General features: G+C 66.2%; 22 protein-coding genes. 5 read left to right on the plus strand and 17 right to left on the minus strand.

Translation table 11 applies throughout. The annotated features are described in order from the left end of the window. Positions 1-33 precede the first annotated feature (33 nt). Complete coding sequence (locus tag LGN19_RS31105) at positions 34-408, minus strand: sugar ABC transporter ATPase (RefSeq protein WP_174960004.1); 375 nt, start codon at positions 406-408, stop codon at positions 34-36. A gap of 281 nt (positions 409-689) precedes the next feature. On the opposite strand from LGN19_RS31105, the gene LGN19_RS31110 reads away from it, so the two are divergent. Further along, positions 690-1,670 (plus strand): helix-turn-helix domain-containing GNAT family N-acetyltransferase, encoded by a 981-nt coding sequence (locus LGN19_RS31110; protein ID WP_226219042.1) that lies wholly within the window; start codon positions 690-692, stop codon positions 1,668-1,670. Positions 1,671-1,819: 149 nt separating this feature from the next. On the opposite strand, the gene LGN19_RS31115 is transcribed toward LGN19_RS31110, so the two are convergent. Continuing rightward, on the minus strand, positions 1,820-2,740 hold the full coding sequence (locus LGN19_RS31115) for a LysR family transcriptional regulator (RefSeq protein ID WP_226219044.1): 921 nt from the start codon (positions 2,738-2,740) through the stop codon (positions 1,820-1,822). 234 nt (positions 2,741-2,974) lie between these two features. Here LGN19_RS31115 and LGN19_RS31120 point away from each other — a divergent pair, with 234 nt between their 5' ends. From LGN19_RS31120 to LGN19_RS31130, 3 genes are all read left to right on the plus strand, one after another. After that, positions 2,975-4,027, plus strand: coding sequence for a zinc-binding alcohol dehydrogenase family protein (locus tag LGN19_RS31120; RefSeq protein WP_226219046.1), 1,053 nt, complete (start codon positions 2,975-2,977; stop codon positions 4,025-4,027). 465 nt (positions 4,028-4,492) lie between these two features. Further along, entirely contained in the window at positions 4,493-4,693 is a 201-nt protein-coding gene (locus LGN19_RS31125) for a hypothetical protein (protein ID WP_374104170.1), read from the plus strand. Between the two features lie 237 nt (positions 4,694-4,930). Next, positions 4,931-6,040 carry a polyamine ABC transporter substrate-binding protein gene (locus LGN19_RS31130; RefSeq protein WP_226219048.1) on the plus strand — a complete coding sequence of 370 codons (1,110 nt, stop codon included), beginning with the start codon at positions 4,931-4,933 and terminating at the stop codon, positions 6,038-6,040. Between the two features lie 106 nt (positions 6,041-6,146). Here the strand turns inward: LGN19_RS31130 and LGN19_RS31135 are convergent, their stop codons facing one another. The 6 genes from LGN19_RS31135 to LGN19_RS31160 all read right to left on the minus strand — a co-directional run bounded on the left by LGN19_RS31135 (position 6,147) and on the right by LGN19_RS31160 (position 12,288). Further along, positions 6,147-6,758, minus strand: coding sequence for a DNA-binding protein (locus LGN19_RS31135; protein ID WP_226219050.1), 612 nt, complete (start codon positions 6,756-6,758; stop codon positions 6,147-6,149). Then, entirely contained in the window at positions 6,755-8,002 is a 1,248-nt protein-coding gene (locus LGN19_RS31140; protein ID WP_122950118.1) for an MFS transporter, read from the minus strand. Before LGN19_RS31140 ends, LGN19_RS31135 begins: the two co-directional genes overlap by 4 nt. A 301-nt stretch (positions 8,003-8,303) precedes the next feature. Continuing rightward, positions 8,304-8,633 carry an H-NS family nucleoid-associated regulatory protein gene (locus LGN19_RS31145; RefSeq protein ID WP_175223476.1) on the minus strand — a complete coding sequence of 110 codons (330 nt, stop codon included), beginning with the start codon at positions 8,631-8,633 and terminating at the stop codon, positions 8,304-8,306. A gap of 328 nt (positions 8,634-8,961) precedes the next feature. Continuing rightward, positions 8,962-10,311 carry a reverse transcriptase family protein gene (locus tag LGN19_RS31150; RefSeq protein ID WP_226219052.1) on the minus strand — a complete coding sequence of 450 codons (1,350 nt, stop codon included), beginning with the start codon at positions 10,309-10,311 and terminating at the stop codon, positions 8,962-8,964. A gap of 267 nt (positions 10,312-10,578) precedes the next feature. After that, the gene (locus LGN19_RS31155) at positions 10,579-11,151 is read right to left on the minus strand and encodes a plasmid fertility inhibition factor family protein (RefSeq protein WP_226219054.1); all 573 of its coding nucleotides are present in this window, start codon (positions 11,149-11,151) and stop codon (positions 10,579-10,581) included. 210 nt (positions 11,152-11,361) lie between these two features. Continuing rightward, positions 11,362-12,288 carry a DMT family transporter gene (locus LGN19_RS31160; protein WP_226219056.1) on the minus strand — a complete coding sequence of 309 codons (927 nt, stop codon included), beginning with the start codon at positions 12,286-12,288 and terminating at the stop codon, positions 11,362-11,364. 716 nt (positions 12,289-13,004) lie between these two features. Here LGN19_RS31160 and LGN19_RS31165 point away from each other — a divergent pair. After that, positions 13,005-13,277: a hypothetical protein gene (locus LGN19_RS31165; RefSeq protein WP_122950123.1), complete on the plus strand. Its 273-nt coding sequence runs from the start codon at positions 13,005-13,007 to the stop codon at positions 13,275-13,277. Positions 13,278-13,511: 234 nt separating this feature from the next. Here the strand turns inward: LGN19_RS31165 and LGN19_RS31170 are convergent, their stop codons facing one another. From LGN19_RS31170 to LGN19_RS31205, 9 genes are all read right to left on the minus strand, one after another. Next, entirely contained in the window at positions 13,512-14,495 is a 984-nt protein-coding gene (locus tag LGN19_RS31170; protein ID WP_226219058.1) for a succinylglutamate desuccinylase/aspartoacylase family protein, read from the minus strand. An 81-nt stretch (positions 14,496-14,576) separates the two neighbouring features. Continuing rightward, positions 14,577-15,917, minus strand: coding sequence for an MFS transporter (locus tag LGN19_RS31175; RefSeq protein ID WP_226219060.1), 1,341 nt, complete (start codon positions 15,915-15,917; stop codon positions 14,577-14,579). 180 nt (positions 15,918-16,097) lie between these two features. Further along, on the minus strand, positions 16,098-17,006 hold the full coding sequence (locus LGN19_RS31180) for a LysR family transcriptional regulator (RefSeq protein WP_226219062.1): 909 nt from the start codon (positions 17,004-17,006) through the stop codon (positions 16,098-16,100). Positions 17,007-17,131: 125 nt separating this feature from the next. Next, entirely contained in the window at positions 17,132-18,076 is a 945-nt protein-coding gene (locus LGN19_RS31185) for a dTDP-4-dehydrorhamnose reductase family protein (protein ID WP_226219064.1), read from the minus strand. Positions 18,077-18,150: 74 nt separating this feature from the next. Next, positions 18,151-18,276, minus strand: coding sequence for a hypothetical protein (locus LGN19_RS39670; RefSeq protein WP_264173260.1), 126 nt, complete (start codon positions 18,274-18,276; stop codon positions 18,151-18,153). Between the two features lie 57 nt (positions 18,277-18,333). After that, the gene (locus LGN19_RS31190; RefSeq protein ID WP_226219066.1) at positions 18,334-19,416 is read right to left on the minus strand and encodes a DUF6708 domain-containing protein; all 1,083 of its coding nucleotides are present in this window, start codon (positions 19,414-19,416) and stop codon (positions 18,334-18,336) included. A gap of 5 nt (positions 19,417-19,421) precedes the next feature. Further along, entirely contained in the window at positions 19,422-22,100 is a 2,679-nt protein-coding gene (locus tag LGN19_RS31195; RefSeq protein ID WP_226219068.1) for a T6SS effector BTH_I2691 family protein, read from the minus strand. After that, entirely contained in the window at positions 22,100-23,005 is a 906-nt protein-coding gene (locus tag LGN19_RS31200) for a DUF4123 domain-containing protein (RefSeq protein ID WP_226219070.1), read from the minus strand. Before LGN19_RS31200 ends, LGN19_RS31195 begins: the two co-directional genes overlap by 1 nt. Positions 23,006-23,007: 2 nt before the next feature. Next, positions 23,008-25,851 (minus strand): type VI secretion system Vgr family protein, encoded by a 2,844-nt coding sequence (locus LGN19_RS31205; protein WP_226219072.1) that lies wholly within the window; start codon positions 25,849-25,851, stop codon positions 23,008-23,010. Positions 25,852-25,913: the final 62 nt, after the last annotated feature.

Raw genomic sequence — 25,913 nt, forward strand, 5'->3', positions numbered from 1 at the left:
GCGGCACCGCGTGCCTGAGCCGCGACGCGCGACTCAGCGCACCGGCGTGCGGACTTTCCCGTCGACCTTCAACGTGCGCCGGTCGTGCGCGGCTTCGTATTCGACCGTCTGCGCGGGCGTGACCGCGCCGTACGAACGGCCGTTCACATAGACGGTGCCGTCCCGCAGCTCGACCCGGTCGCCGTTGACCGTCGCGGTGGCCCGTTCGCCCTGCAGCACCGCGCCCGAGCAACCGGCGGTCGAAAAGCTGCGGACCGACGTGCCCGGCATCGCGGCGATCCCGCCCTGATCCGCCGCATGCGCCGCGCTGCAGGGCGGCGCATCCATGCTGCCGGCAGCGTAGGCCGCGCCGGCGCTGATGCCGCATCCGGCAAGCAACGCAATCGTCATCGGCTTCAGATTGTTCATGGTGCACTCCGTTGTCCGCGGCCGCGGATCGATGACCGGCCGACGCCCGAGCTCATATGGCTGGCAGGCCGAATGCACCGAGTATGCGTCCAGTCCGCGGCACGCCACCATCCGCGCCAGTACCACTGACTGCCCGCCACTCAGCTCCCCCTTTGAGCCGCGCTAACGCAGGCCTCCGGAAGCGCCCGCTCGGCACGGCCCGTCCACATGAAATTCCCCCTTGATCAAGTTGCGACTCGCAACTATTATTGATTGCGATCCGCAACCTTTTCAGGCCAACCATGGACCTCATCGACGCTCCCGCCAAGCCTCGCGAAGCGACCATCCTCGAGCTGCGCGACTTCTCCCGCAAACTGGTTCGCGAGCTCGGCTTCATGCGCGCGACGCTGGCCGACAGCGACTGGGCGCCTTCGGCCGTTCACGCGATCCTCGAGATCGGGACGGCGCCCGGCATCAACGCCCGCGACCTGGGCAACATCCTGCGGCTGGACAAATCGAACACGAGCCGGCAACTCGCGCGGCTCGAGGCGGCCGGCGTCGTGGAACGGCGCGTGTCGAGCGACGATGCGCGCGCGACCGAGCTGTACCTGACCGCCGATGGGAAAAAGCTCCAGAAAAGAATCGACACCTTCGCGACCGATCAGGTGTCGAATGCGCTGCGCCGGATGGTGCCGGCCGACCAGCAGGCGCTGCTGCGCTCGCTCGCGCTGTATGCCGATGCGCTCGCGCAGGACAACGCCGCCAAGGCGCCCGCCGCCGCACCCGAGGCGCCGTCGATCCGCGAAGGCTACCAGCCGGGCTGCATCGGCGATATCGCGAGCCTTCACGCGCGCTTTTATTCGGAACACTGGGGCTTCGGCGCCGTTTTCGAAAAGCGGGTGGCGACCGAGCTGGCCGAGTTCGCCGGTGCGCTGCCGGCCGACGGCAAGGCGCTTTGGCTGTGCCAGGAAGACGGACGGACCCTCGCGTCGCTCGCGATCGACGGCGACCCGGCAACGGGCGTCGCGCACCTGCGATGGTTCATCGTGAACGACGCGTTGCGCGGGTCCGGCATCGGGCGCCGGCTCATGACGGAAGCCATGCGCTTCGTCGACGCGCAGCGCTTTCGCGAAACCTACCTGTGGACGTTCAAGGGCCTGGATTCGGCGCGCCATCTGTACGAGTCGTTCGGCTTCACGCTGACCAGCGAATCCGCAGGCACGCATTGGGGCACCGAGGTGGTCGAGCAGCGCTTCAGCCGGCCCGGGCCGGCCCGCGACTGAGGTTCGACGGGGCGTCTCCGTCCGTCTTCGCGGCAAATGCCCTTGTCGCCTGTCGACACGACCTTCCCGCCCGGCGTTGCGCGACGCGCGAAGCACCGCGCCGGGCGCCGTATGACCACCGACGCCATGCGCGCCCCCGCGATACCGGTCTATCGACTGGCCGGCTTTCTCCGCTTGGCTTCAGCGGCCGGAAAGACCCGCGCGCCGAGAAAATCCACCAAGGCCCGGACCTTCGGCGACGGGTGCTTGCTCGCGGGCCAGAGCACGTAGAAGGCGCCGGTGCGCTGCGCATATTTGGCCAGAACCTCGCACAGTCGACCGTCCGACAGCGGCTCCTCGATGGCGAATTTCGGCAGATACGCGATGCCCAGGCCTTGCAGCGCAAAGCGCACGCGCGTCTCGATGTTGTTGCAGATCATCGACGTGGGCAAGTGCAGTTCGGGCTCGCCCGCGGCGCGACGTAACTCCCACGGCTCCAGCTTGCCGGTACGGGGAAAGCGGTAGTGCAGACAGGCGTGCCCCGGCAGATCGGCAGGCACCCTGGGCGTGCCACGCTGCACCAGGTAGTCGGGCGAGGCCACCAGAACCGAGCGGAAGGAACCGAGTTTTCGGGCGACGAGGCGTGAGTCGGTCGGCTCGCCCGCCCGGATCACGACATCGAAACCTTCGTCGACCACATCGACCAGCCGATCGGTGAAGTCCAGATCCAGTTCGATCTCGGGGTATTCGCGCATGAACTGACCCAGTACCGGCAGCATCGGTGAACTCACCATCGGCAGGCTGACGCGCAAGCGGCCGCGTGACGCGGCCGTCGCATGGGAGAGCTCCATTTCCGCGGCTTCGACCTCGGCGAGGATGCGGCGGCTGCGTTCCAGAAAGAGCGCGCCTTCAGCCGTCAGCGTGACGCTGCGCGTACTGCGGTGAAACAGCGACACGCCCAGCTTTTCCTCCAGCCGCGCCACGCTCTTGCCGACGGCAGAGGCGGAAACGCCCAGCAACCGACCCGCCGCCACGAAGCTACGCGTTTCCGCGACCTGCACGAACACCACGAAGCCGCTCAGGCCGTCCATTCCCCACCTCGATTACGGACATAAAGTTCCGCATAAAGCGGAACTATAGCCCACTTTTTCTTTAATCACGGCGCCCCTAAGATCCCGGCTTTGACCCGCCACGAAAGGACGATCCGTGATCTCTCACGCTGTTTCCCCCCGCATCCGGGCGCATCGCCTGCACGCCGTCTCATGCAACACCAGCCAGTCATCCATCCTGCGCCGGAACGGGCCCATGGCCGACTGGAGGCAGTGATGACAACGACTGCTTCGAGCGTCGCCGCCGTCGCATTTCGCCGGCAATCCACGCTGGCCGATCCCGACTGCCTTGTCGATGTCGAGATCGCCTGTCCGGCACCCGGGCCCCATGATCTGCGCGTTGCCGTCCGGGCCGTTTCGGTCAATCCCGTGGACACCAAGATTCGAGCGGGACAGGTGGCCGCGCCCGCTAGCGTCCGGTGTCTGGGCTGGGATGCCGCAGGAATCGTGGAAGCCGTGGGCGAGGCCGTCACGCTGTTCCGGCCCGGCGATGCGGTGTATTACGCCGGGTCTTTCGACCGGACCGGCAGCAACGCGCATTCGCACCTGGTCGATGAACGCATCGTCGGACGTGCGCCCGCGAGCCTGAGCTTTGCCGAAGCGGCGGCGCTGCCCCTGACCGCGCTGACGGCCTGGCAACTGCTGTTCGATCGTCTGGGCGTGCCGCCCGGCAAGCCGGCCGGCGCGGGCAGCCTGCTGGTGCTGGGGGGTGCCGGTGGCGTCGGCTCGATGCTGATCCAGCTCGCTCGCCGCCTGACCGGACTGACGGTGGTCGCCACGGCCTCGCGCGCGCAGAGCCGCGACTGGTGCCTGGCCCTGGGCGCCCATCACGTCATCGACCATCGCCAGCCGCTGCCCGCACAAGTCAGCGCGTTGCCGGTGCCACCGATTACGCACATCGCGGCATTGTCGAATACGGCCGAACACTGGGCGGAGTTGGCAGAACTGATTGCCCCGCAGGGCCGGCTGGCCATCATCGACGACCACGACACACTCGATGCCGTGCCGTTCAAGGCCAAGAGCGTTTCGCTGCATTGGGAGATGGTGTTCACGCGCCCGCTGTTCGGCACGCCGGACCTGATCGCCCAGCACCGCATCCTCGACGAAGTGGCTGCCCTGGTGGATGCGGGTGTGCTGCGTTCGACCGTCAACCGCGTGCTGGTTCCGCTCGACGCGGCGCGGCTGCGGGACGCGCATCGTCTGGTGGAAGGCGGCGGCATGACCGGCAAGGTCGTGGTGGCGCGCGCCGCGGAAGACACGATGAAGTAGATCAAGGACACCGTGCGATGGCTGCCGTTATCAACGGCGTCCCGTCGCCCGGTTTCCGGCTCGCCAACCAGGCCGCGACAGCCTGGGAAATGACGTGTCGAGGCGCGACCCGGGCAGCAGGCCGTCGAATATTCTCATCACTTTGAGCCTGTCCTGACCAGCAAGACAGTCTGGCTCGCGCGCTTCTCTCGCCTTCGCCCTCACGCCACGCGCGTTCATCGGCCTTCGAATCACTAGGGAAAATCCGGAGACATCCTTACAGCGATTTACCTGATGATTCACGGGAGCGTCATTTTCAGGCGATTCGGCGGTCTGCCAAGCTTTCAGTTCGCGTCACGAAGCCGATGCCGCCGTGCGGCCAACGCGATGACCGAAACCCGAAACGGCAGTCGCTGGCGAACCGCCAGGTGTTCAATACTTTCAACAACCCGGTCGAGAGTAATCGTGAGATTCCGTGGCCCGCTGGTGCGGTGGAGACGAGGCGACGCGCGACACCTGCGCGCCACGCTCGCGTCCTCCGACGACAGTGACGGCGGGCACAGTCCTCGCCTGTCCCTGTCGATCTACACCATCCTGTCCCGCCGTTCCGTTCGCCGCCACAACGCCGTCGCCGCGCGTGCCTACGTCGCGATCCATACCGACGACGTGGCATCGTTGCTGCCTTAGCGCCCCCTTTCCCCTGTATCCGTTCGACCGGCTCGCCGTGTCGCCGACCGGTGACGGGCTCGGTCCGCACTTCGCGTCCGCGCGGCCCGGCTCGATATCGAACGGACTCCTGACCGTCGTGCACCACGTTCGCTCACGGCGAGCGGCGGTCGCGCACGCCCGCTTCATCCGATGAACCCTCGCGCAACGACCCGCGCCTCGCGGCTCGACGCGCGTACCGAAATGGAAGACTTCGTCATGCGAATCCGCACGCTTCGCCGCGCACTTTCAACCGCCGCCATCCTGTCGGCCGCCGCGGCCGCCGGCACGACCGCCCACGCGGCCGGCGAACTGAACATCTACAACTGGTCCGACTACATCGCACCGGACACGATCCCGAACTTCCAGAAGCAGACGGGCCTCCACGTCCGCTACGACAACTACGACAACGACGACACGCTGCAGGCGAAACTGCTGTCGGGGAATTCCGGCTACGACATCGTCGTGCCGACGTCGAACTACATGGCCAAGCAGATCCAGGCGAGCGTCTATCAGCCGCTCGACAAGTCGAAGCTGCCGAACCTGTCGAACCTCGATCCGCTGCTGATGAAGATGGTCGCCGATGCCGACCCGGGCAACCAGTACGGCGTGCCCTGGGCATACGGCACCGACGGCATCGGCTACAACGTGCAGGCCGTGAAGAAGGCGCTCGGCGACAAGGCGCCGGTCGACAGCTGGGCGCTGGTGTTCGATCCGGCCAACATGGCGAAGCTGAAGAACTGCGGCGTGTCGTTCCTCGACCAGGCCGTCGACGTGTTCGCGGCCACGCTGCAGTACATGGGCAAGGATCCGAACAGCACGAACCCGGCCGACTATCGCGCCGCGTTCGAGGTGCTGAAGAAGGTGCGCCCGTACATCACGCAGTTCAACTCGTCGGGCTACATCAACGATCTCGCGAACAACGACCTGTGCGTGTCGCTCGGCTACTCGGGCGACGTCGGCATCGCACACCGCCGCACCGCCGAAGCGAAGCGCCCGTATGAGATCCGCTTCGCGAATCCGAAGGAAGGCGGGTTGCTGTGGTTCGACATGATGGTGATCCCGAAGGACGCGCCGAACCGCGACGCCGCGCTGAAGTGGATCAACTACGTTCAGGATCCGAAGGTCAATGCGGGCATCACCAACGCGGTGTTCTACCCGACCGCGAACAAGGCCGCGCGCCAGTACGTGAAGCCCGCGATCGCGCGCGACACGTCGGTGTATCCGGCCGACGAGGTGCTGAGCAAGATGACGCTGCTCAAGCCGATGCCGCCCGAGATTCGCCGGCTGCAGAACCGGCTGTGGGCGCAGTTGAAGACGGGCCGCTGAGCCGCGCGCCGAGGTAACGGATCGTGCCGCCGGCGGCTTGCCCGCGCCGGCGGCACGGTTGCCTCAAAAGCGGCGACGGCGCGCGCCAGCGCGCTGACTGCGTGAACTACCGCAGCACCTGCACCTGCGCTTGCTCCGCCGAAAACGCGTCTTCCACGAAGCGGATCACGTCATCGAGCGACGACGTGCACGCGGCCCCCGCCGCGAGTTCGCGAAACGCACCGTCCGGCCCGAAGCAGACGAGCGGCTTGCGCCAGCGCTGCGCGAGCGCAATCTCCTCGGCCGTGCCGTGCCCACCCGGCAGCGCGACGATCAGGTCGCTGCTCAGCACGTTCACGTAGTTGCGGTTGATCGTGTGCGGATCCGCGTCGGGCTCGCGGCGCGGCAGCGGCGTGAGGATCGGGATGTCGACGAACGGATGCGGATAGCCGTCGAGCGGCACGAAGCCCGCGAGCGGATCGGCCTGCGTCGGCAGGATGCCGATCGATCGGCCCGCCCGCCCGGGCACGCCGGCAAACGCGCGCGCGACCGCCAGCATCACGCCCTGCCCGCCGCCCGTCAGCAGGTTGAAGCCGGCCTGCGCGAGCCATGCGCCGAGCGGCGCCGAAAACGCGAGCCACGGGTCCTTGCCCGAGCCCATCACGCCGATCGTCCTGTTCTTCTGTTGCATCGTGGTTTCCGGTGAAGTCGTTGGGTGGCGCGCGAGCGCCGCGCTCATTCGAGCTCGACGCCCTTGAGCTCGGGAATCAGGCACAGCGTCGCGACCATGTCGAGCACGTAGAGGCCGGCGAGCAGCGCGATGGCCGTCTGGAACGAGTAGTGCGCGGCCAGCGCGCCGACCGCGACCGGGCCGAAGCCGCCGACCGCGCGGCCAATGTTCCACAGCACGTTCTGCGCGGTTGCACGTGCGGCCGTCGGATAGCCTTCCGACATCAGCGTCCCGTAGCCGCCGACCATCCCGTTGACGAACATGCCCATCAGCGCGCCCGCCCACAGCATCGCGGTCGGGTCCGACAGACGTGCATACGCGATGACCGTCACGACCGCGCCGAGCTGGTACAGCAGGAACGTCGGCTTGCGCCCGATGCGGTCGGCCAGCTGCCCGAACACCCAGACGCCGATCATCATCCCGACGACCGTTGCCGCCGTCCACAACCCCGACTTCGTCAGCGAGAAGCCCATCTGTTTCGACAGGAAGGTCGGCAGCCAGATCATGATCCCGTAGTAGCCGAAGTTCTGGACCGAACACAGGATCACGATGCCGACGCTCGTGCGCGCGGTGCGACCGTCCGCGACGAGCAGGCGGAATGCGTTGGCCTTCGGCTGCGTCGCGCGCTGCACGAACGCCTCCGGCTCGTGCAGCTTGTTGCGCATCGCCCAGGCGAGCAGCGCGGGCAGCACGCCGACCAGGAACATCCCGCGCCAGCCGATGTGCAACAGCAGGAACGGCGTCAGCAGGGCGGCCAGCAGCACGCCGGCCTGCCAGCCGAGCGCGACGTAGCACGACACGCGGGCGCGTTTGCTGGCCGGCCACGCTTCCGCCGCGAGCGCCATGCCGATCCCGAACTCGCCGCCCAGCCCGATGCCCGCGATGGTGCGGTAGACGAGCAGATCCCAGAAGCCGCGCGCGAACGCGCACAGCCCGGTGAAGATCGCGAACAGCAGGATCGTCCAGGTCAGCACGCGCACGCGGCCGTAACGGTCGCTCAGTGCACCGAACACGATGCCGCCGGCGACGGCGCCGATCAGTGTCCAGGTGACCAGCGCGCCGCCCTGCCCGGGCGTCAGTTGCAGCGCCGCCGTGATCGCGGGCAGCATGAAGCCGAGAATCAGCAGGTCGAAGCCGTCCATCGCATAGCCGATCGCCGATCCGGCCAGCGCTTTCCACGCGTACGCGCCGACCTGCTCCACGCGCGGGGCCGACGGGCCGCCGAGCGTCGAAGATTTCATGTTTGCTGCCATGGTGTCCCGCCACGATTGTCCGGCGACATTCTAAGGCCTGTGCCCGCGAGCAAAGCCCTGGCGCGCGCGCCAGCGGCGGCGGTCCGCGCATGCGTCAGCGCCCGCTTGCGCAACGGCAGGCGGGAATCGGCGGGTAATGAACGGGGGAACGGGGAAACGGTGAGCCGGTGTCGGCGGCGAACCCGGCGATGTCGCGGTCAGGCCGGACACCGGATGAAAAACAGCTTGCTGGCGGGGTGTTGCCGGCCGGCCCGCTTGCGCGAACCGGACGGCGCCGGGTGGCCTGGCGGACCGGCCGGCTTCAGCTCTGGTCGTCTCCGGGCCACCAGGTCTTGGCCTCACGGTCGACGACGAGCGTATCGAGATCCTTGCCTTCGAGCCATTTCGGCCGCGGGCCGCGGCCCGACCATGAGCGGCCGGACGTCGGATCGTAGTACTTGGCAGGCGCCTTGCGTTTTCGCTGGACGATATAGCCGAGCGCGCTCAGCACTTCCTGCTGCGAGATTCCCAAAAGCTCGACCTGTTCCTTGAATGCCGCGAGCGCGGCCTGCTTCTCCTTCTGCTTCGCATCCGACAGCTTGATGTTCAGGTCCCGAAGTTGTGCTTCGAGTTCCTGCAGGGCCTGGGTCATGTATTCATCCTCTTTGGGCATGTTTTGGCAAAAAGCTCCGATGGCGGAACCTACCATGAAGTTCCACCAATAGGGGCTGTCAAATGAGTGAATCGTTTGCCTGAGCCGGCATGGCTTGCGCGATACGCACTAAACGACGTCGCGCGTCAATCAATGACCGACAAGGCTGGGCCGGCAACACGCAGCGCGCCATCGACGAAGGCACGGCGTACGGCTGCGGCAAGTCAAGCGCCGCACCATGGCACTGGCGCGGCATGGCGCGAATGATAGCAGTGCGGGGAGCCGTATTGCAGAAGTCGTCGACCGGCGTCGATGCGAATCCGGCCGCTTACCGGCCGACGTCGCGCGCTTCCCACGCGATCCGGTCGAACAGCGCGCGCAGCTTCGCGCCGCGCGCCGCGTTCAGCGCGGCCGCATGCGCGACACGCCCGGCGAGATGCGCGCGGAAGTCCGGATGCGCGTCGCGATTCTGCGATGCCGGCCCGCTCCGGATGCAGTTGGTCAGGATGGCCTTCAGGAGATCGAACTCATCGCGCGCCAGGTTCGGATGACGATTGACGACCACGCCGGCCAGTTGCTGCCGGCTGCCGCGTCGCATCACGCGCGTCTTGCGCAGTTGCAGCGCGAAGCCTTCCTCGAGGGCGATCGCGGCGACCCGGAGCTGCAGCCGCTCGACATCGCGCGCCAGCGTGCCGCCGCCGGAAAAGGCGAGATCGTCCGCGTAGCGCGTGTAGGTGGCGCCGAGCGAACGCGCGAGCGCGGCGAGCCGCATGTCGAACCGGAACGCGCTCAGGTTCGCCAGCGCCGGCGACGTCGGCGCCCCCTGTGGCAAATGCCGTTCGCGATAGCGCTGGCGGCCGATCCAGTCGAACCGGTCGCGCAGGTCCGGCGCAAGCAGCCGCGCGGACGGTACGCGGTTGGTGCACAGCCCTGTGAGCGTGCGCGCGACTTCGGCCGGATACCCGAGCGTGACGAATAGCGCGTGAACGCGTGCGGCGTGTATCGATACGAAGAAATCCGCCAGATCGAAACGGACGACGACATCGCGATCCGCATGCGGCGCGGCGAACGAGACGATCCCGTGCCCCTTGCGAAAACCGTGTGCCGCACCGTGCGGCGCGATGCGATCGAGCAGCCCGTGCAGAATGCGGCGCTGCGCTTCGCGCAGCCGGCCCTTCGGAATCTCGACCAGGCGGCACCCGCCGCTGCGCTTGTCGTGCGCCACGTACGTGTAGTGATGCAACGGCGTGGCGCCGCTGCGCGCGTCGACGCGCCGGTGGTCGGACAGCCAGTCGAGTTCCGGCGCGCTCACGCCGAGCCAGCCGGCAAGATCGCCGGGCGTCGCCCATTGCGGCACGTCGCAGCCCGCGAGCGGCGCCGGCAGCGGTTGCTGAACCGGCGGCCGCCGCACGACGCGGATCGGCGCGGGCCGATCGCTGCCATACCACGCGAGCACGAACGCCGGCGCCTCGGCGAGGTCCGCCGCAAGCGTATCGATGTCGACGTCGGCCCAGTGCGAGCCGAAACGTGCGAGCGCGGCATTCGCGACTTCGTGAGTCCACGGCGGGGCGCCGCCGAGCACGGCCGCCATCCGGGAAAGGACGCCGGCACGTTCGGGCGCGCCGGCCAGCATCGCTTCGGCAATCGTGCGGACGGTATCGAACAGGGAGCCGTGCATGGGAATCGATGGGCGGGACGATGAGCCAACGTGACTGGTGCTGCGAGGAGTGTCGTTGCGCAACGCGCAACGGTGCTCCTTGCGACGCATCGGGGTGTCGATCTGATCCACGGGGTAGCCCCGTAGTCCTGGAACATCGGCTGCCTGTTCCGGGCGTGTGCTTGACCCACCGGCCCGCGATGCGACTTTAATGGCCGCGAACGCGGCGTGTCAAACCTGGTGGCGATCCGGTGCCGCCGCACGGCGCGCCGGATCGCGCTGCGCGGCCTACGCGTGCCGGGCAAACAGTTCGCGGTACGCGATCGGCGCGACGCCGACGCCGGCCATGTTGTTCAGCATCGTCGCCCAGGTCGCGTTGTCGACGCTGACCGGAAACGACCGCACGCGGTTGGCGAGCAGCCAGAAGGTGCGCGTCATGCCGTCGCTCATCGCGACCTCATACCCGCTTCCCTCGAGCCAGTAGCCGACCGGCGGCACTGCCACCGGTTCGAGGCGGCCGGCCCGGAACGCGGCGGCGGCCGATGCGTACTTGCTGTCGAGCGGCATGACGCGGCGCGGCACGCAGTCCTGCGAGTTCAGTTGCGGAAATCTCGGGCTCGTGCCGAGCCACAGGCCGTAGAACGTTTGAGCGTCGAGATGCACGACGTAGCGCTCCGTCTCGGCGGGCGTCGCCGCCATGTAGCAATCGGCCTGGCCCGGCACGGCAACCCGCCACATCGCGCGCTTCGCGCTTAGGTCGACCAGTTCGCTCGCCTGCGGGCGCGGCCGGATGGGAGACGGTTGTCCCGCTTCGCGCAGGTCGCGCGCGCGGTCGAGTCCGATACGAAGACGTGTCAGCATGGGCCCTCTCTTTCTCTCGTGATTTGTTCGAATGCGTCAGGGTGCGGGCAAATACATCGTTGCGCGTATGCAATACGTGTGCCCGGTGCCCTGACGCTCCCGGTGTGTTCGGGAACTCGCGCAGTGTAGCGCCTTTCCGCGCGCGTCCAGATGAACGCGCCCCACCCGATCGTCGGTGCCCGACCAGCAGTCCGGGGGCCGGACGCCGGATCACGGTCGATCGCTCGGCCCGGTGGCACCGCTCGGCACGATTGCGCGACCGGCCGTGCCTGCATGCGTCAGCGCGATCCCGATCACGACCAGCACGAGCGCCGGCACCACGTACCACCGCAAAGACTCCCCCAACAGCGCCGACGACAACAGGACGCCGAAGATCGGCACGAGGAACAGGTAGATCGATACCGCACCCGCCTTGTTGTAGGACATCAGGCTGTTCCACAGCAGGAAACTGGCGGCGGATACGAAAGCCAGGTAGGCAAGCACGAGTACCGACCCGAGCGAGAAGTCGAATGGCGCGACACCCGCCTTCGCACCGCCGACCGCGATCAGCGCAATGCCGCCGAGCAACATCTGCATCGCGGTGAGCGGCAGGACGGGCAGGATCGCGGGGGCCGCCTGCTTGCTCAGCATGTTGCCCAGTGCGGCAAAAAACATCGCCGACACCATCAGTGCCTCGCCGCCTCCGATCGTGAATACGTAGCCATTGGCCATCACGTGGTAGAAGACGATGCCGGCGAAACCCAGAACGGCGGCAACGACCTTGGTCGTGGTCATGCGGTCGTCGGCATGCATCACGTGCGCGAGGCCCAGTTGAAAGAACGTGAGCGTGCCGGCGATGATCGAGCCTTCCATGCCGCTGCTGAGCGCAATTCCCGCGTAGAAGAACACGTATTGCAGGAAGGTCTGTACGACGCCCACGCGCACGATCGCCACGGCCGTCGCGCGGTTCAACGGCGGTCGAGGAACGCGCGCGATGGCCATCAGCGCGAACAGCAGCAGCGCCGCCAGAACGAAGCGATAGCCCGCGAATGCAATCTGCTGGAATGTGTCGTCGCGGCGTATGCCCAGCATCCCGTATCCGACCTTCACGACCGGAAACGCGCTGCCCCACAGGCAAGTCGCGGTCAGCGCCGTCACGAAGCGACCTCCGGGTGCGGCGAGGAAGCGCGTCACGCCGGACCGTGCAGGCCGGAACGCGTCATCGACCGGTTCATTTCGCAACGTAGCCTCCATCGAACAGAAAGTCCGCTCCGGCAATGAAGGGGCGGCCTGCGACGCGAGAAAGCACACGGCCGCTGCGACGAGACCCGACAACATGCGTTGCCGGTTCCTGACACGTGTGCACGGGGTCCTGACGCATCCCGATGCGTTCGGGAACCCGCGCAGTGTAACGCCCTTCCGTGCCGGTTCGGGTCGACCCGGCCGTCGCCGACAGCTCCGGATTCGCACTGCTCGGTTCGTGCCATCCACCATCGAATCAATATTCGCCACCGATTATTCGAATATCGAAACAATCAAAAAATAAAAACAACCACATTCAGAATTCAATAAAATCAAATTCAAACAAAAAATTATCGATTCCAGTTAACGATAAATTAATTCGATTGGCGCCCTCTAATTCAAATAAATAGCCTGTGTTGTGCGCCGCAACACCGCGAGTCCAAAATCAACGAGACAACGGAGGCGCAGCACGAATCATTGCATTCGTGCCTTGTCGCAAAGCTTCCCCCTTACCAGGCCACCGTTGATTTCCAGACATTGGCGAATCAACCATCCGGAAAGACAGACACGTCTTTCCGGACGTGACCGACGTCGTCAAATCGCATTAATTCATTCAATACCAAAGGAAATTCATGAAGAAGATTGCAACCGTGCTGTTTTCAGCACTGATGCTTGCCTCCACGTGCGCGTCCGCCCAGGCACTTTGCAAGGCCGGCAAGATCGACAAGATCGAAACCGACGCCACCGGCAACCTGCTGGTCACCATCAACGACGGCGTCTACTCGTTCAGTGCCAAAGAAGTTTATCCAATTATTTACCAGGTATATTCAGAAAACAGAAATCTGTTTATTTATGGAAATAATTGTGCGAATGGCTCGCCGGCGACCCGCTTTGCCATTCGCTGATCAACCTTGGAACGCTCGTCGATTACCAGTACGTTGAGCGCGGAGCTGGAATGACATTCTGAATCCGCGCCATCGCGGGCTGCGGTGTCGATACGACGCAACATGACACCTGCATGCCCGCTATCTGCCCCGTCCTGGCATTCATGAAGCAGGCTCGCCGCCCATCGCGGGCAGGCGTTTATCGCGTTCGGCAAGTCGAATGACGGACCGCATCGCAGCGGCCATCGCGCGCCATCAGCGATCCAGCAATCGCCCCAGCCGCATCATCGTGACGTTCACGCCGAGATGGCGCATCGACGGTTGCACGATCACGCAGTTGTCATACGGCGTGACGATCACGTCGTCGCCGTCACGCGCAATCTCGGTGCCGGCATTCCCGATCACCTCGAGCCCGGTGAACGGTTGCGAGAACCGGAAGTCCATCGAACGCGCGACGACCGGCTCCGTGATCTCGACGAACTTCTGCCGCACCGGCGCGGCCTGCGTGAGAAAGGCCGCGACGTCGTCGCGCGCGACCACGCCCGCATGCAGCAGGAAGCGCGCCGCGCTGTCGAGCGCGACATCGCGTGCGCTCGCGGCGAAGTGCTGGCCCGTCTCGATCAGCAGCGCATTCTTCGCGCTGGCCGGATCGCCAAAGCCGCCGTAATCGCGCAGCCGCGTGCCGTTCGCATGACCGCGATCGATGATCACGTGCTCCGGCGTGCCGATCGCGGCCGCCAGCGCGATCGCCTTTTCAAGCGGCCCGGTCATCATCAGCGGCGCGGACGCTTCGTGCATCGAATGAATGTCGAGCAACAGGTCGACCGTATCGAGCAGCGGACGCATCGCGCGCGCACGCACGCGCTCGCGGCTGTCGTGCGTACCGTCGAGCGCGGCCGGCGTCCACACGCGATTCATGTCCTCGTCGAGGTAGCGCGTCGCATCGGCGTTCTCAGCACTGAAATGCTCGTATGCGCCGACGTTGCCGAAGCCGAGCGACAGGCGGCCCGCAACCGGGCGCAGGCCCGCGGCCAGCAACGCGTCCACAGCGATCACGCCGCTGACTTCGTTGCCGTGCGTCAGCGCGAGGATCATCACGTGCTTGCCGGGCCGGCCGCTGTCGAACGTATGCAGATAGTCGATGCCCGTATTGCCCGCGCGCCAGCGCGAGATGTCGGGGAAGGCCACTTCGATCGGATAGGCCGGCAACGCGGCGCGGATGGCTTCAAGCGTGGTCATGTCGGAAAGGCTCAACAGGGTTCGGGAAAGGCGCAGCCGGCTTGTGCCGGCTGCGCCGGAATCGGGATCAGGGCCGCCGCTTCAGGCCTCGGTCGCGCGCGTCGACGGCGTCGACGGCGTCGCGGCGGCGGCAGCGGCACCGCGCATCCGGCGGCGGAGCGAGATCACCGACGTGATCCCGAGCACGGCCGTCGCCATCACGTAGAAACTCGGCGCCAGCTTGTTGTGCGTCGCGTCGATCAGCCAGGTCACGATCAGCGGCGCGAAGCCGCCGAACAGCGTCACCGAGAAGTTGTACGACAGCGCGAGGCCTGTGCCGCGCGTGCTCGTCGGGAAGATGTCGGCGAGCAGCGCCGGCAGCGGTGCGAGGCTCACCGCGATCAGCAGGCCGACCAGCGCCTGCACCGCGAGCAGCGTCTCGACCGTCGGATAGCGGTTCAGCATCACGAACAGCGGCCACGTCGTCACGCCGACCAGGATCAGCGCGACCAGCATCACGCGGATGCGGCCAAAACGATCCGACAGGTGCCCGACGACCGGCGCGGCGACCATCAGCATCGCGCCCGTGACGACCGCGCCGAGATACGACGACGTGGCCGGGATATGCAGCTGCTTGACCGCGTACGTCGGCATGTACAGCTTGTGCACGTAGTTGAACGCGGTGGCCGTCGCGACGACACCCGCGCCGAGCAGCAGGTTCGCGCGATCGCGAGCGAACACGTCGCGCAGCGGCGACTTCGCGCGCCCCTTCTCGCCGAGCCGGCGGAAATCGGCCGGTTCGTCGATGTTACGGCGGATGTAGAGCCCGACCGGGCCGATCAGCAGCCCGACCGAGAACGCGACGCGCCAGCCCCACGCATGCAGCTGGTCGGTCGTGAGCAGCAGGCTCAGCAGTGCGGACACGCCGGCCGCGAGCACCGTCGCGAGCCCCTGCGTCGACATCTGCCAGCTCGCGAAGAAGCCGCGCCGCTTCGCATCGGCCTGCTCGACCATGAACGCGGTGGCCGCACCGAATTCGCCGCCCGTCGAAAAGCCCTGCAGCATCCGTGCGACGATGATCACGAGCGGCGACGCGATACCGATCTGCGCATACGTCGGCGCGAACGCGATCATCGCGGTGCCGAGCATCATCAGCCCGATCGAGATCGTCAGCGACGCCTTGCGGCCTGCGCGGTCCGCATAGCTGCCGAGCACGATCGAGCCGAGCGGACGCGTGACGAACGAAATGCCGAACGTGCCCACCGACAGCAACAGCGAGGTTGCCGCGTCGTGCGTGGGAAAGAACAGCTGGCCGATGACGATCGCGAAATAGCCGTAGATCAGCAGATCGTAGAACTCCAGCGCGTTGCCGATGCTCGCGGCGCAGATCTCGCGCCACGGATTGTGCGGGGCCGGCGTCGCGGCGTGCGTGTTGCGGGTCATCCCTGTGCTCCTCCGGTAATGCTGGCCGTCAGGATTTTGAAAGACGGCGCGCGGCGTTGCCGGCGGCCGTTCGGGCCAGTCAAGCGCGGAGTGTAGGCAACGCGGGGCGGGCGTTCGTGCCGTTTCGGCACGCAATCGTGCCGATCGGCGCGCGGGCGCGGGCGCCGTTGCCCAAGAGGGCTATGCCGCGCCGTCGTCGCGTGACGGCGCGGTGCGCCAGATCGCGTCCAGTACCGGGTGCGGGTCGTTCCGGCGCCGGTACAGCGCGATGTCGAAGCCGATCTGCCAGTCGGCGCCGCCGACGATCGCGAGTTCGCCGCGCCGGACATCATCGGCGACGAGCCGCTGCGGCAGCCACGCGAGGCCGAGCCCGCGACGCGCCATCGCGAGAATCGCTTCGTACGAGTCGGCCTGGTACACGGGCCGCAGCGTCGGACGGTTCGGCATTTCGGCGAGATGCCGCGCGAGCACCGCGCGCAGCGTCAGCGTGCGCGCGAACGCGAGCCACGGCACCGGCGCCTGCCCGGCCGGCAGCCGGTAGCGCACGCTGCCGCGCGCATCGAACGCGCTGACCGGCACCAGCACCTCGCGCGCGACGGACAGCCAGTCGAAGCGGTCGCGATCGATCAGCAGCCGCGTATGCGGGCTCGAATAGACGATCAGCATGTCGGCTTCGCCGGCCGTGAGCTGCAGGATCGCTTCCTCCGCGCTGCCGGTCGACACGGTCGCGGTGAAGAAGCCTGCGCGCGCAACCGTCTCGTCGTACCAGTCGGGGAAGAAGGTGGCCGAGAGCGTGCGGCCGGTCGCGATCCGGAGGTTGTTCTCCAGCACCGGCGCCGCTTCCTGAAGCTGCGTGCGGGCGCCGTGCAGGATGTCGAGCGCGTTCGACGCGGCATCGAGGAAGACGGTGCCGGCCGCAGTCAGTTCGAGCGGCTTCGTGCGCGCGATCAGGCGCGTGCCGACCCATTCCTCGAGCGACCGGATGCGGCGGCCGAACGCCGGATGCGTGACGAAGCGGTTCTCCGCTGCGCGCGTGAAGCTGCGCGTGCGCGCGAGTTCGACGAAGTCTTCGAGCCATCTCAGTTGCATGGCTGGGCTCCTGGGTGGGCGATGAGGGTCTGGCCGGCCTTCGCGCGCGAACGGCATGCGTGGCGCGGCCGCTGACATGGGCAGATGCAGCTCATGCGGCGCGGGGCCGCGCGTGGCGCCCGATCCTACAGCACCTGCGGCGCGTCGCGCAGCACGGCGCGCAGCGCAATATCGAAAGGCGTCGCGTAATCGATTCCGGCTGCCCGCACGCGCGATGCGTCCAGATGGCAATCGTACGGGCGCGGCGTCGCGTCGGTCGGCTGGTCGATCCGCTTGAGCGCGGCGTCGATGCCGAGCGCGGCCGCGATCCGCTGCGCAATGTCGTACTTCGTCATCGGCTCTTCGCCCGACCAGTGACGGATGCCCGTGATCGATGCGCCCGCGAGATGCCGCAGCGTGAGATCGCGGATGACGTCCGCGACGTCCGGCGTATACGTCGGGTAACGGATCGCCCAGGCGTCCATGCCGACCGCGTCGGCACCCGCGCGCGCGGAGACGACGATCGCCGGCACGAGGCTCGTGACGGCCGACTCGCTCCAGTCGACGATCGGGCCGTAGAGCAGCGGCAGGCGCAGCACGCACGACAGCGGCGACGCGGCGAGCAGTGCCGCCTCGCCTTCCAGCTTCGTGCGGCCGTAGATGTTCAGCGGATTCGGTGCGGCGTCTTCACGGTACGGCGCAGCCTTGCCGTCGAACACGTAGTCGGTGGAGATGCCGAGTGTCCATGCGCCATGGCGCGCGGCGAGCGCACCGATGCGGGCCTGGGCGATGACGTTGATCGCGCGTGCGCCGGCAGGATCGCGTTCGCAGACATCCGGACGACGTTCGGCCGCGCAGATGATCACGGCGGCCGGTTGGCGGGTGGCGAACAGGTGTTCGAGGGCCGGCTCGTCGAGGACGTCGAGTTCGGTGACGTTTTCCGGGGGCAGTGCGAGGCGTTTTGCGCCTGCGCTTTGCGGGGTTCGGATAGTCGCGACGAGGTTCAACGACGATTCGCGGGACAGGGACGCGGCAACCGCGCGGCCAAGCAGGCCGGCGGCGCCGATGAGGAGAACGGTCGAGTGCGGCACGGTAGCTATCTATGGAAGGGGAACGGGGATCCTCCAATCTATACAAGAACGGGCAACCGATGTCGACTCCCGTGCTAGGTCGGCTGCGTTTTATCGAGTCGGTATGCAAGCATGTCGACCGTCAGCGTCCACGGATCCTTCGGCGGCAAGCCGATCACTACTTCGCGCCAATAGGCTTTTGCAGACGCGTCGTCGCTCATCTCGGTGCCCGCGTTTTTATCCGCTTGATCAACGACGCCTCTCGGAATCCAGGACCTTCAGGTAAAAAGACGATCGATTTCGAACACGCGCGTGAACAGCAACCAGAACAACACGACGTCCAGCGACAGCATCACCACGACACCCATCGCGACGCCCACGCTGTTGTCCGTCGCTTTCTTCTTGGGCTGCACGGTGGCATCTTCCGGTGACACCCGACATTGCGCCTCCACCTCCGCCGGCCAGCGCGGCAGGCGACTCATTCGCAAGCCGAGCCAGCGGAACAAGCCCGCCAGTGTCGTAACCGGCGCGAACAACACTGCGAACGGGCCGAACATCTGCCATAGGCGGTACACGCCGTAAAGAAACGGTTCACGCCGGTTCTCGATGGGCAGAAGCAGATCCGGAGCAGGCACGCTCGCCGGGCCTTCCTCCATGTAACGACGGAAGTATTCCCAGTGAGCAAGCAGTGGTTCGTCCGGCCCGATACCCTTGGGGTGAACCGGCATGACGGCGCCCAGGTAAAACGCATGCGTCACTTGCCTGTTCGCGTCCGGTAAATAACCGAGCACGCCCCAGTTCAGTCCGCCCTTCTTCAGGCAGAACACCAGCTTGTCCCAATCGAGCGACCACACCCCGTCGGGGCCGTTGTGCTGGAACACATGGACCTTGCGTGTGGCGCGCACCAGCCGGATCGGCTTGTAGGTATAGCTCAACATGTCCTGCTTCCATTGATAGCCGATCATGAAAAGCAAAGGGACGCCCAATATCACAAGCAACGCCAGAAGCACCAGCGAAAGCGCAATCGAGTCGAATCGATTGGTAAAGACCGAGATCAATACCAGCGCGTCGACAAACAGAAGCGGCATCAGCAGAAGCGTGAACACCATCCCGCCGAAGCCACGTCGCATGTATCGACTATCGGCGACTTCCAGATAGGAAGCGTTGTACGACACGGCCATATCCAGCGACGTCGGCTGCCCGGTGATCCGTGCCGGCTTCGTCTTGCCAAGTTCGTACGCGAGCATTTCGCCCGTCGGCGCCCAAGGATCCTTCGGTGGCATGCCGAACTCTGCTTCGAGCCAATATCGCTTGCTGAACAGTTGGCTCCAGTAGGCCTTCAACGACGAGTCATTACTCATATTTCTTACCCTGCAATTGCGTTTTCGTAGTTCTTCTGTTCCTCGGGACCATCCTCGAAGCTGTTTTCAGGCCCCCAGAGACAATTGCGCGTCCAGGTCAACGTCGGAGGATCCTTGAAAATATCTATCGTGACGGTCAGGATCAGGATCACGGCTGTAACGATCCACGCCGGTGGCCCCAACGCTTCCACCTCTGCTCCGCTCGCAATCGCGACAAACAATGCGCGAGTCAAGCCGAAAGTCAAATAGGCCTCCCCGGACATTCGGGTGAAATACAGCACGACCATCCCGCCTTCGCGTCGTTTCCATGCTTCGGCAAGATTCACGGCATCCATGCCGGTTGCAATCCACATTGCCACAACGCCCGCGCCAGCACCACCCACTTTGACAAAGCGCAGAAACCCACCACCCAGGCTCTTGGCCACCGGCCCCAGCAACGGCAAGCGTCGCACACCGGACGACTTGATACCGGCACTGACCAGGTCCAGCGTGCCTCCCACCAAACCGACCGTCGCAGTCCTGAACGCCCACGCCACGCGCCCCTGTTCGCTCTTCATCGCCTTGCCCATCGCGTCCTCTGCATTCGCCCACCCCAGCGTCGAAAACACCAACGACACCGACGCGAGCATGCCTGGCGAACGCGCATAACGCAGCACCGTGCCCATATAACTGTTGACCGGAATCTTCGTGACCACCTCCGCGCCCGGCGCCTTCCCGACCGACAGCAATCGGTCGGCCGCGAGCTTGCCCTGCGCTTCGGAAGGCAGCCGATACAACGCGTCCTTGTCAGCCTCGCTGGCGTCCAGCAGCAGGTTCCACGACCGGACTTCCTCGTCGAGGCTGTAGCCGGCCTTCTTCGCTTCCTCGTCCAGGATGGCCATCCGTGCCTGCACGATCATCGCGCGATCGGCCTTGTCCGGACCGCTCGCGGCAGGCTGTAGGGTTTCCAGCGCCTCGTGCATCGCACTGAACACGTCGCGCCGCGTGCCCACTACCTGCAACCGCTGCACCGGCATGCCGGCATGCATCCCCAGTACCGTCTTCAGGTCTTCGGACGCCGGGTTGCGTTCCTTGATCGCGGCCACCATCCTCGGCCCGAGCTCCACGATCAGTTCCGGCAGCGTATTCTTGCTGTCGATTGTCTTGTACGCATTTTCCCCGGCCATCTTGAGCTTGCTGATCACGGTCTTGTACAGCGAAAACAGCTTCGCCCATTTGCCGGGGTTCGGCAGATGGTTCGCCGTATCGGCCGTCTTGCCGTCGTCCTTCTGCGCGCCCGCGCTGACCTCTGAAGCATGGGCCTTCAGCTCGGGATGGTTGAAGAACAGCGATCGCCATATCAGGTTGTGAGCGGCCATGCCGCCGTGCAACCATTCATCGTAAAGCTTCACGCACGGCGCATAGCCCCCCGTCCCCATCACGCACGCAGCAAACAACGCGGTAAAGCCAACCCCGGTGTTGATGTCCTTCGCGTCGAAGTGGTAATCGAACACCGTCGTCATGCCGGCGCTTCGCATCCAGGCCACGTGGGCTTTTGCGAGCGGCAGCATGATCCGGTTGTCGTAGTCGTCGGACGCCTTTTCATACTGTTCCCGATACGTCTTGCGCAGGTTGGGACTGATCAGCTTGCCGTACTTGCCCCACCCCTCCTTGCGCGCGTGCTCGAGGTCGGCCGCCGTGAACTTCACCTTCTTGGCCTCGTCGAGCAGCGGCTGCATCTGCTTGCGATAGCTTTCCAGCAGGAAAGCCGTCCCGCCGCTATTCACCAGCTGGTTGTAATCGTCCTGCGATTTCCGGACCCGGCTGTTGTACAGATTCATCTCGGCCTGACGTTCGACCGCGGCCTGCAGGTTCGTCAGGTTGGTATCCAGGTCGGTCGGCCGTTTCCACTGATCCGAGAATCCCTCCCATCGCGCATTCATGTATGCCGGAATTTCCTGCGCGATGCCGGCCGGATCCTGGAGCGCCAGCACCAGACCCTTCGCGGGCGCCAACCCGTCGCATACCTTCTTGAGCGTCGTGGCGGACAGGATGTCGCGGCACAGGAACGGACTCCAGCGCAACGCGCTCACCTCGTCCAGGAGCGTCATCGCATATTCGGCTACGATCATGTCGACCTGGTAAATCTGGAACGCGTGCTCGGGTTGCGGCGCCCCGGGCGTGCCGTGGTTGTACCAGGCGCCGATATCGACGAGACGCATGAACTTCTTCCGCTCTTTCGCGGACAATCCCGCATTGTTGTCGCGAATCGCCTTGGTCCACCACGCATCGGAAAACCCGAACCACACCTTGCCCGCGCTGCCGGGATCCTGGATCGTGATCACCGACGCATTGGCCAGCTTGTTCGCATCGCGCTTGCAGTCCTCGTGGAAACGATCGCCACCGGGCGGCTTGTCGTCGACGAGCGGCACGCTCGACAGGATTCCCGATTCATCGACGGCATACGCTTCCCAGTGCTGGTGCGTCTCGTAGAACAGGTACAGGTAGCCTGGGCGCAACGTGCGACCCGTATAGACGGTTTCGTTGACGTTCAGCGGCACCTCGGCCGGCCCCAGCAGCGCTGTCGCGTCGGGTGGCGGGTGCGGGACCTTGTAGGTCCCGAACGTCTTCGTCGGCGCGATGCCATAGCGGATCGGCAGAATCGGCAAGCCTTTCTTTTCACAGAAGGGGCAGGGTGTCGTCATCAACTCGCTCCTTGCGTCGAGTGATCGGTATTCGCCGGTGCAACACGTCTCGCATCGGCCGCTCGCTCCAGATCCCGAACGATGGCCCGCCAGTCGTCATCGCTCCAGAGCGACGTGAGGCGCCGGTAACGGGTGGGGTGCCCCGCGCACTGCTGCAACGTCGCAATGACTTCGGGGTGCGTATCGAACCCCGGATGCTTCAACATTCCGTGCCGTGCAAACGCCACGACGTCGTCGCGCTCGCTCAGGCCATGCGCTTCGGCCCTGACGAGCCACGCTTCGACCTGCGGCCCGTACAGCACCGGCTCGGCACGCCACGCGGGCTCGGTTTCGAGCGCGGCGTGCACCGCACCGATACGCCCGATACGGCGCCACACCGCCTCGCCCGGCGCGAAACGCACGTGATGCGATCCCTGCAACGGCGTCGATTGCGCAAACCACGCGCCGCCCGACGGGAACGTCCAGACCGACACCGGTCCGAACAGCACGGACCGCTGGCCCCCGTCGAGCATCCAGCCCAGATGCAGGAATACAACCGGGTCGTAGAAGCGGAATACGCCGCGCGCGCCATCCGGAAAATGCGGCACGAGCAATTGCCGCAGATGCGCGCGAACATATGCGGACACCGCGTCGGACTGCAGCAGCCCGACGCACAGCGATGCGGCGATCGCGTCGTCGCCATCGGTCAGCAAACGCAACGCCTGCGCGCGCTGCGCGTCACTCAAGTCCTGCCAGGCCAGCAGGAACGGCAACTGCCGCGACTGCGCGTCGAATCCGGGCGGCGCCAGCGCACGCAACGGGAGGTCTTGCCACGGCAGCATCGCATCCCCGTCGCCCTGCAACGGGTCGAGCAGCAGGAAGTGGCGCGCATCGAGCGCGTGACCGTCGAAGTCGATGCGTTCCATCGTCAGCCCGCCGGCAGCATGACGACGCTGTCGTGGCTCGCGGCCGCTCCCGACAGGCGCAACTGGCAATCCTTCGCGCTGCTGCCGCCCAACGAGGTTTGCCCACCCGCGCCTCGCGGCCCGGTCAGCTCGCGCTGCGCCGACTTGAATTCCACTCGTCCCGGCGCGCCGACCTCGATATTGCCGCCCTCCATCTTCAGGTACGCTTTCGCGGCATTCAGCAGCAGACGCTTCGGTGCCTGCAGATTCGCCGCGCCCTGGCTGCTCGACAACACGACCGCCCGCTGCGCGGCCGCGCCGAGCGTGCCCGCGTTCTGCGCCTGCAGGCTCACCGCGCCGGAGGCCGCGTGCAACGCGATGCCTTGCCCGGCGACAGGGCGCTCGCCCGCGGCGTTGCCCTGGGTATAAAACGCAATGCCGTGCGTCGCCGCCAGGGTTGTCTTGCCCTTGGCCGTCCATTGCAGATCCTGGCCGGCGCTCAGCACGGTCTCCGTCCCCGACACCCAGACCTGGCTGCCGGGCGTCACGGCGGCGAGACCGTCCGCGCCGTGTGCGACGACATGCGGGCGCGACCATGCCACGGCACTACCGCTGCCGCCGCCGGCCTGGGTGGACGTTCGACCGTCGCGCGTCGCGGCGAGCGCCTGTTCGCTCTGCTGCAACCCGATCACGGCGGCCGATTGCGTCGACGCGTCGGGCCCCGTCGCATGCCCCGTTTCACCCGGCGCAGCGCCGACACGCGCAGCAGGCTGCGCCGGCTCGGCACCTTGCGCACGCGCCGCCTCCGCGAGACCGTCGAGCAGTTGACGGTTCTGGGTCAGCACCTGGCCTGCCGCGCTCGCATCCATCTGGCTGGCGCTACGCGCCGCGCTGACGAGCATGCCCGAGCCGCCGCGCAACGCGGCGGCCGCGCCGGTCGTCAACTCCATGCCATACCCGCGATCGGCCTGCCGCTGGTTGTCCTGAATCTGCTTGAGATGACCCAGCGTCAACCCGCTGTCGTGGTCCGTCGTATAAAGACGCGCGCTCGCCTCGCCGGCCGTGTCGTCGATCAGGAACTGGCGATAACCGCCCGTGCCCTGCTGGCTCAGGTTCAGATCCTGCGTCTTGATGCCCGTCAGTGCCGCGGGATGGCCATTGCCCGCGAACCAAGCGGCCGCGTTACCGGTACTGCTGGCCGGACCGCCCGCTTGCGCATTGTGCTGCGCATCGGCATTGCCCTGGCCGTTGTACAGCGAGCCCACCACCACCGGCCGGTCCGGTTGTCCCTCGAGCCATTCGGCCCACACCTCCTGCCCGACGCGCGGCACGCTCACGCCGCCCCAGTTGTCGCCGCCGACCGGCGTCAGCACGCGCGTCCATGTGCCCGCATTCCGGTCGGCAGGCGCGTTGGCCGCGTGCGGATGATCCTCGAGACTCGCCGCCTTCTGCCCGCGCTGCGCATGGTGCTGGATCCGGACCCGGTGATCGCGATCGGTGTGAACAGGATCGCCCGCGCCCACGACGATCGCCGTTTGCGCGCCCTGTACGGCCACCACGGGATGCGAGCGTGCTCCGTGACCGCCTTCGCTCAGCGGCCGATACGTCTGTCCGGCCGGCAAGGCGACGAAGCTGTTCGCATAGACCGCTTCGTTGCCCACCAGCGGCGCGCCATCGTGCGTCCCGCTGCCGAGCGCGGCGTGCAGCGCATGGGCGATGCCGTATTCGTTCACGTCGGTATCCAGCATCGGCGGTATGTCGCCGAGCGTCTGCTCGATCGCGGCATGCACGTCCGCATCGACGTTCGCGCGCACGCTGTGCTGAACGCGCAGGCACACGAACGCGTCCGACGCCTTCAGCGCCGGATGCCCGTCGATCGCGAAACGCATTCCCGGATGCAGCGCCATGCAGGTGCTGCGCCCTTCGCTGCACAGCGCGGCAACGCGTTGCGCGTCGAGTTGCTGGCGCGCGCGCCGATCGCCGAGTGCGGCGGTCTGGAACGCATACGGGCCGGCAACGTCACGATCTTCGCCGGCCATTGCGACGCCGTCGGCTTGTGCGCCGGTCAGCCGGTTCGACAGCGTGCGGTGATCCCAGCTGGCGCGCGCGACCCGGCCGATACGCCAGCGACGCGCGGTCATGAAGTGCTGGATGCTGCCCGCCGGATCGCCGTCGCTCGTCTGGTGAAAGCCGATGACCTCCGGCTTGTCCGGCGTGAAGTACTGGTTCGAATCGGCGAGCACGAGCGTGTGCTTGCCGAGGCTGGACGCATGGGCGTCACCGGCATGCTCGAACCAGTAGAAGATGCCCTCTTCGGCCCACAGCCGCTGCAGGAAATCGAAGTCGGATTCCCCGGCCTGGGTGGTCAGGCTGCGCTTGCTGTATTTGGCGGGATCGGTCAGGGCCCAGCGCCACGCGGGTGCCACGGTGCCCGCGGTGTGATAGCCGAAGATCTGCTCGCTGATGTCGAGCACGCTGGCATGCTGGAAATTGTAGTGATCGACTCGCTGACGGAGCACCGCGAGCCACGGCTCGACTTCGAGACGAAAGCGGGCCAGCCCGCCGTTGTAGCCGATCCGCTCCGCCGCAATGATGTGACCGTGAACGGGGCGGCGGACGTCGCTGCCTTCCCGCGCACGCCATTCGATCAGGACCGTCGCGCCAATCAGGCGCTCCAGCGGCAGCGCCGCGTTCCCGGACAACGCCGTCAACTGAAACCGGTAGCCGCCGTGATCGACCGCCTCCCACCCGTGCAGACTCTCGGCGACCAGCGCGTTCGGACCCAGCGGCGTGGTGACCCAGAGGAACCGGTCGTACTGCGACCAGTCTCCGGCGAGTTTTTTCAGAACGTCCATATTCGTCGACATGAATGGGTTCGTTGTAGGTACGACGCGCGCTGTTCGCTACGCCTCGTGTCGTGGCCAACGTA

The sequence above is a fragment of the Burkholderia sp. AU30198 genome (genome assembly GCF_020419825.1).
In the GTDB taxonomy this organism is placed as follows: Bacteria; Pseudomonadota; Gammaproteobacteria; order Burkholderiales; family Burkholderiaceae; genus Burkholderia.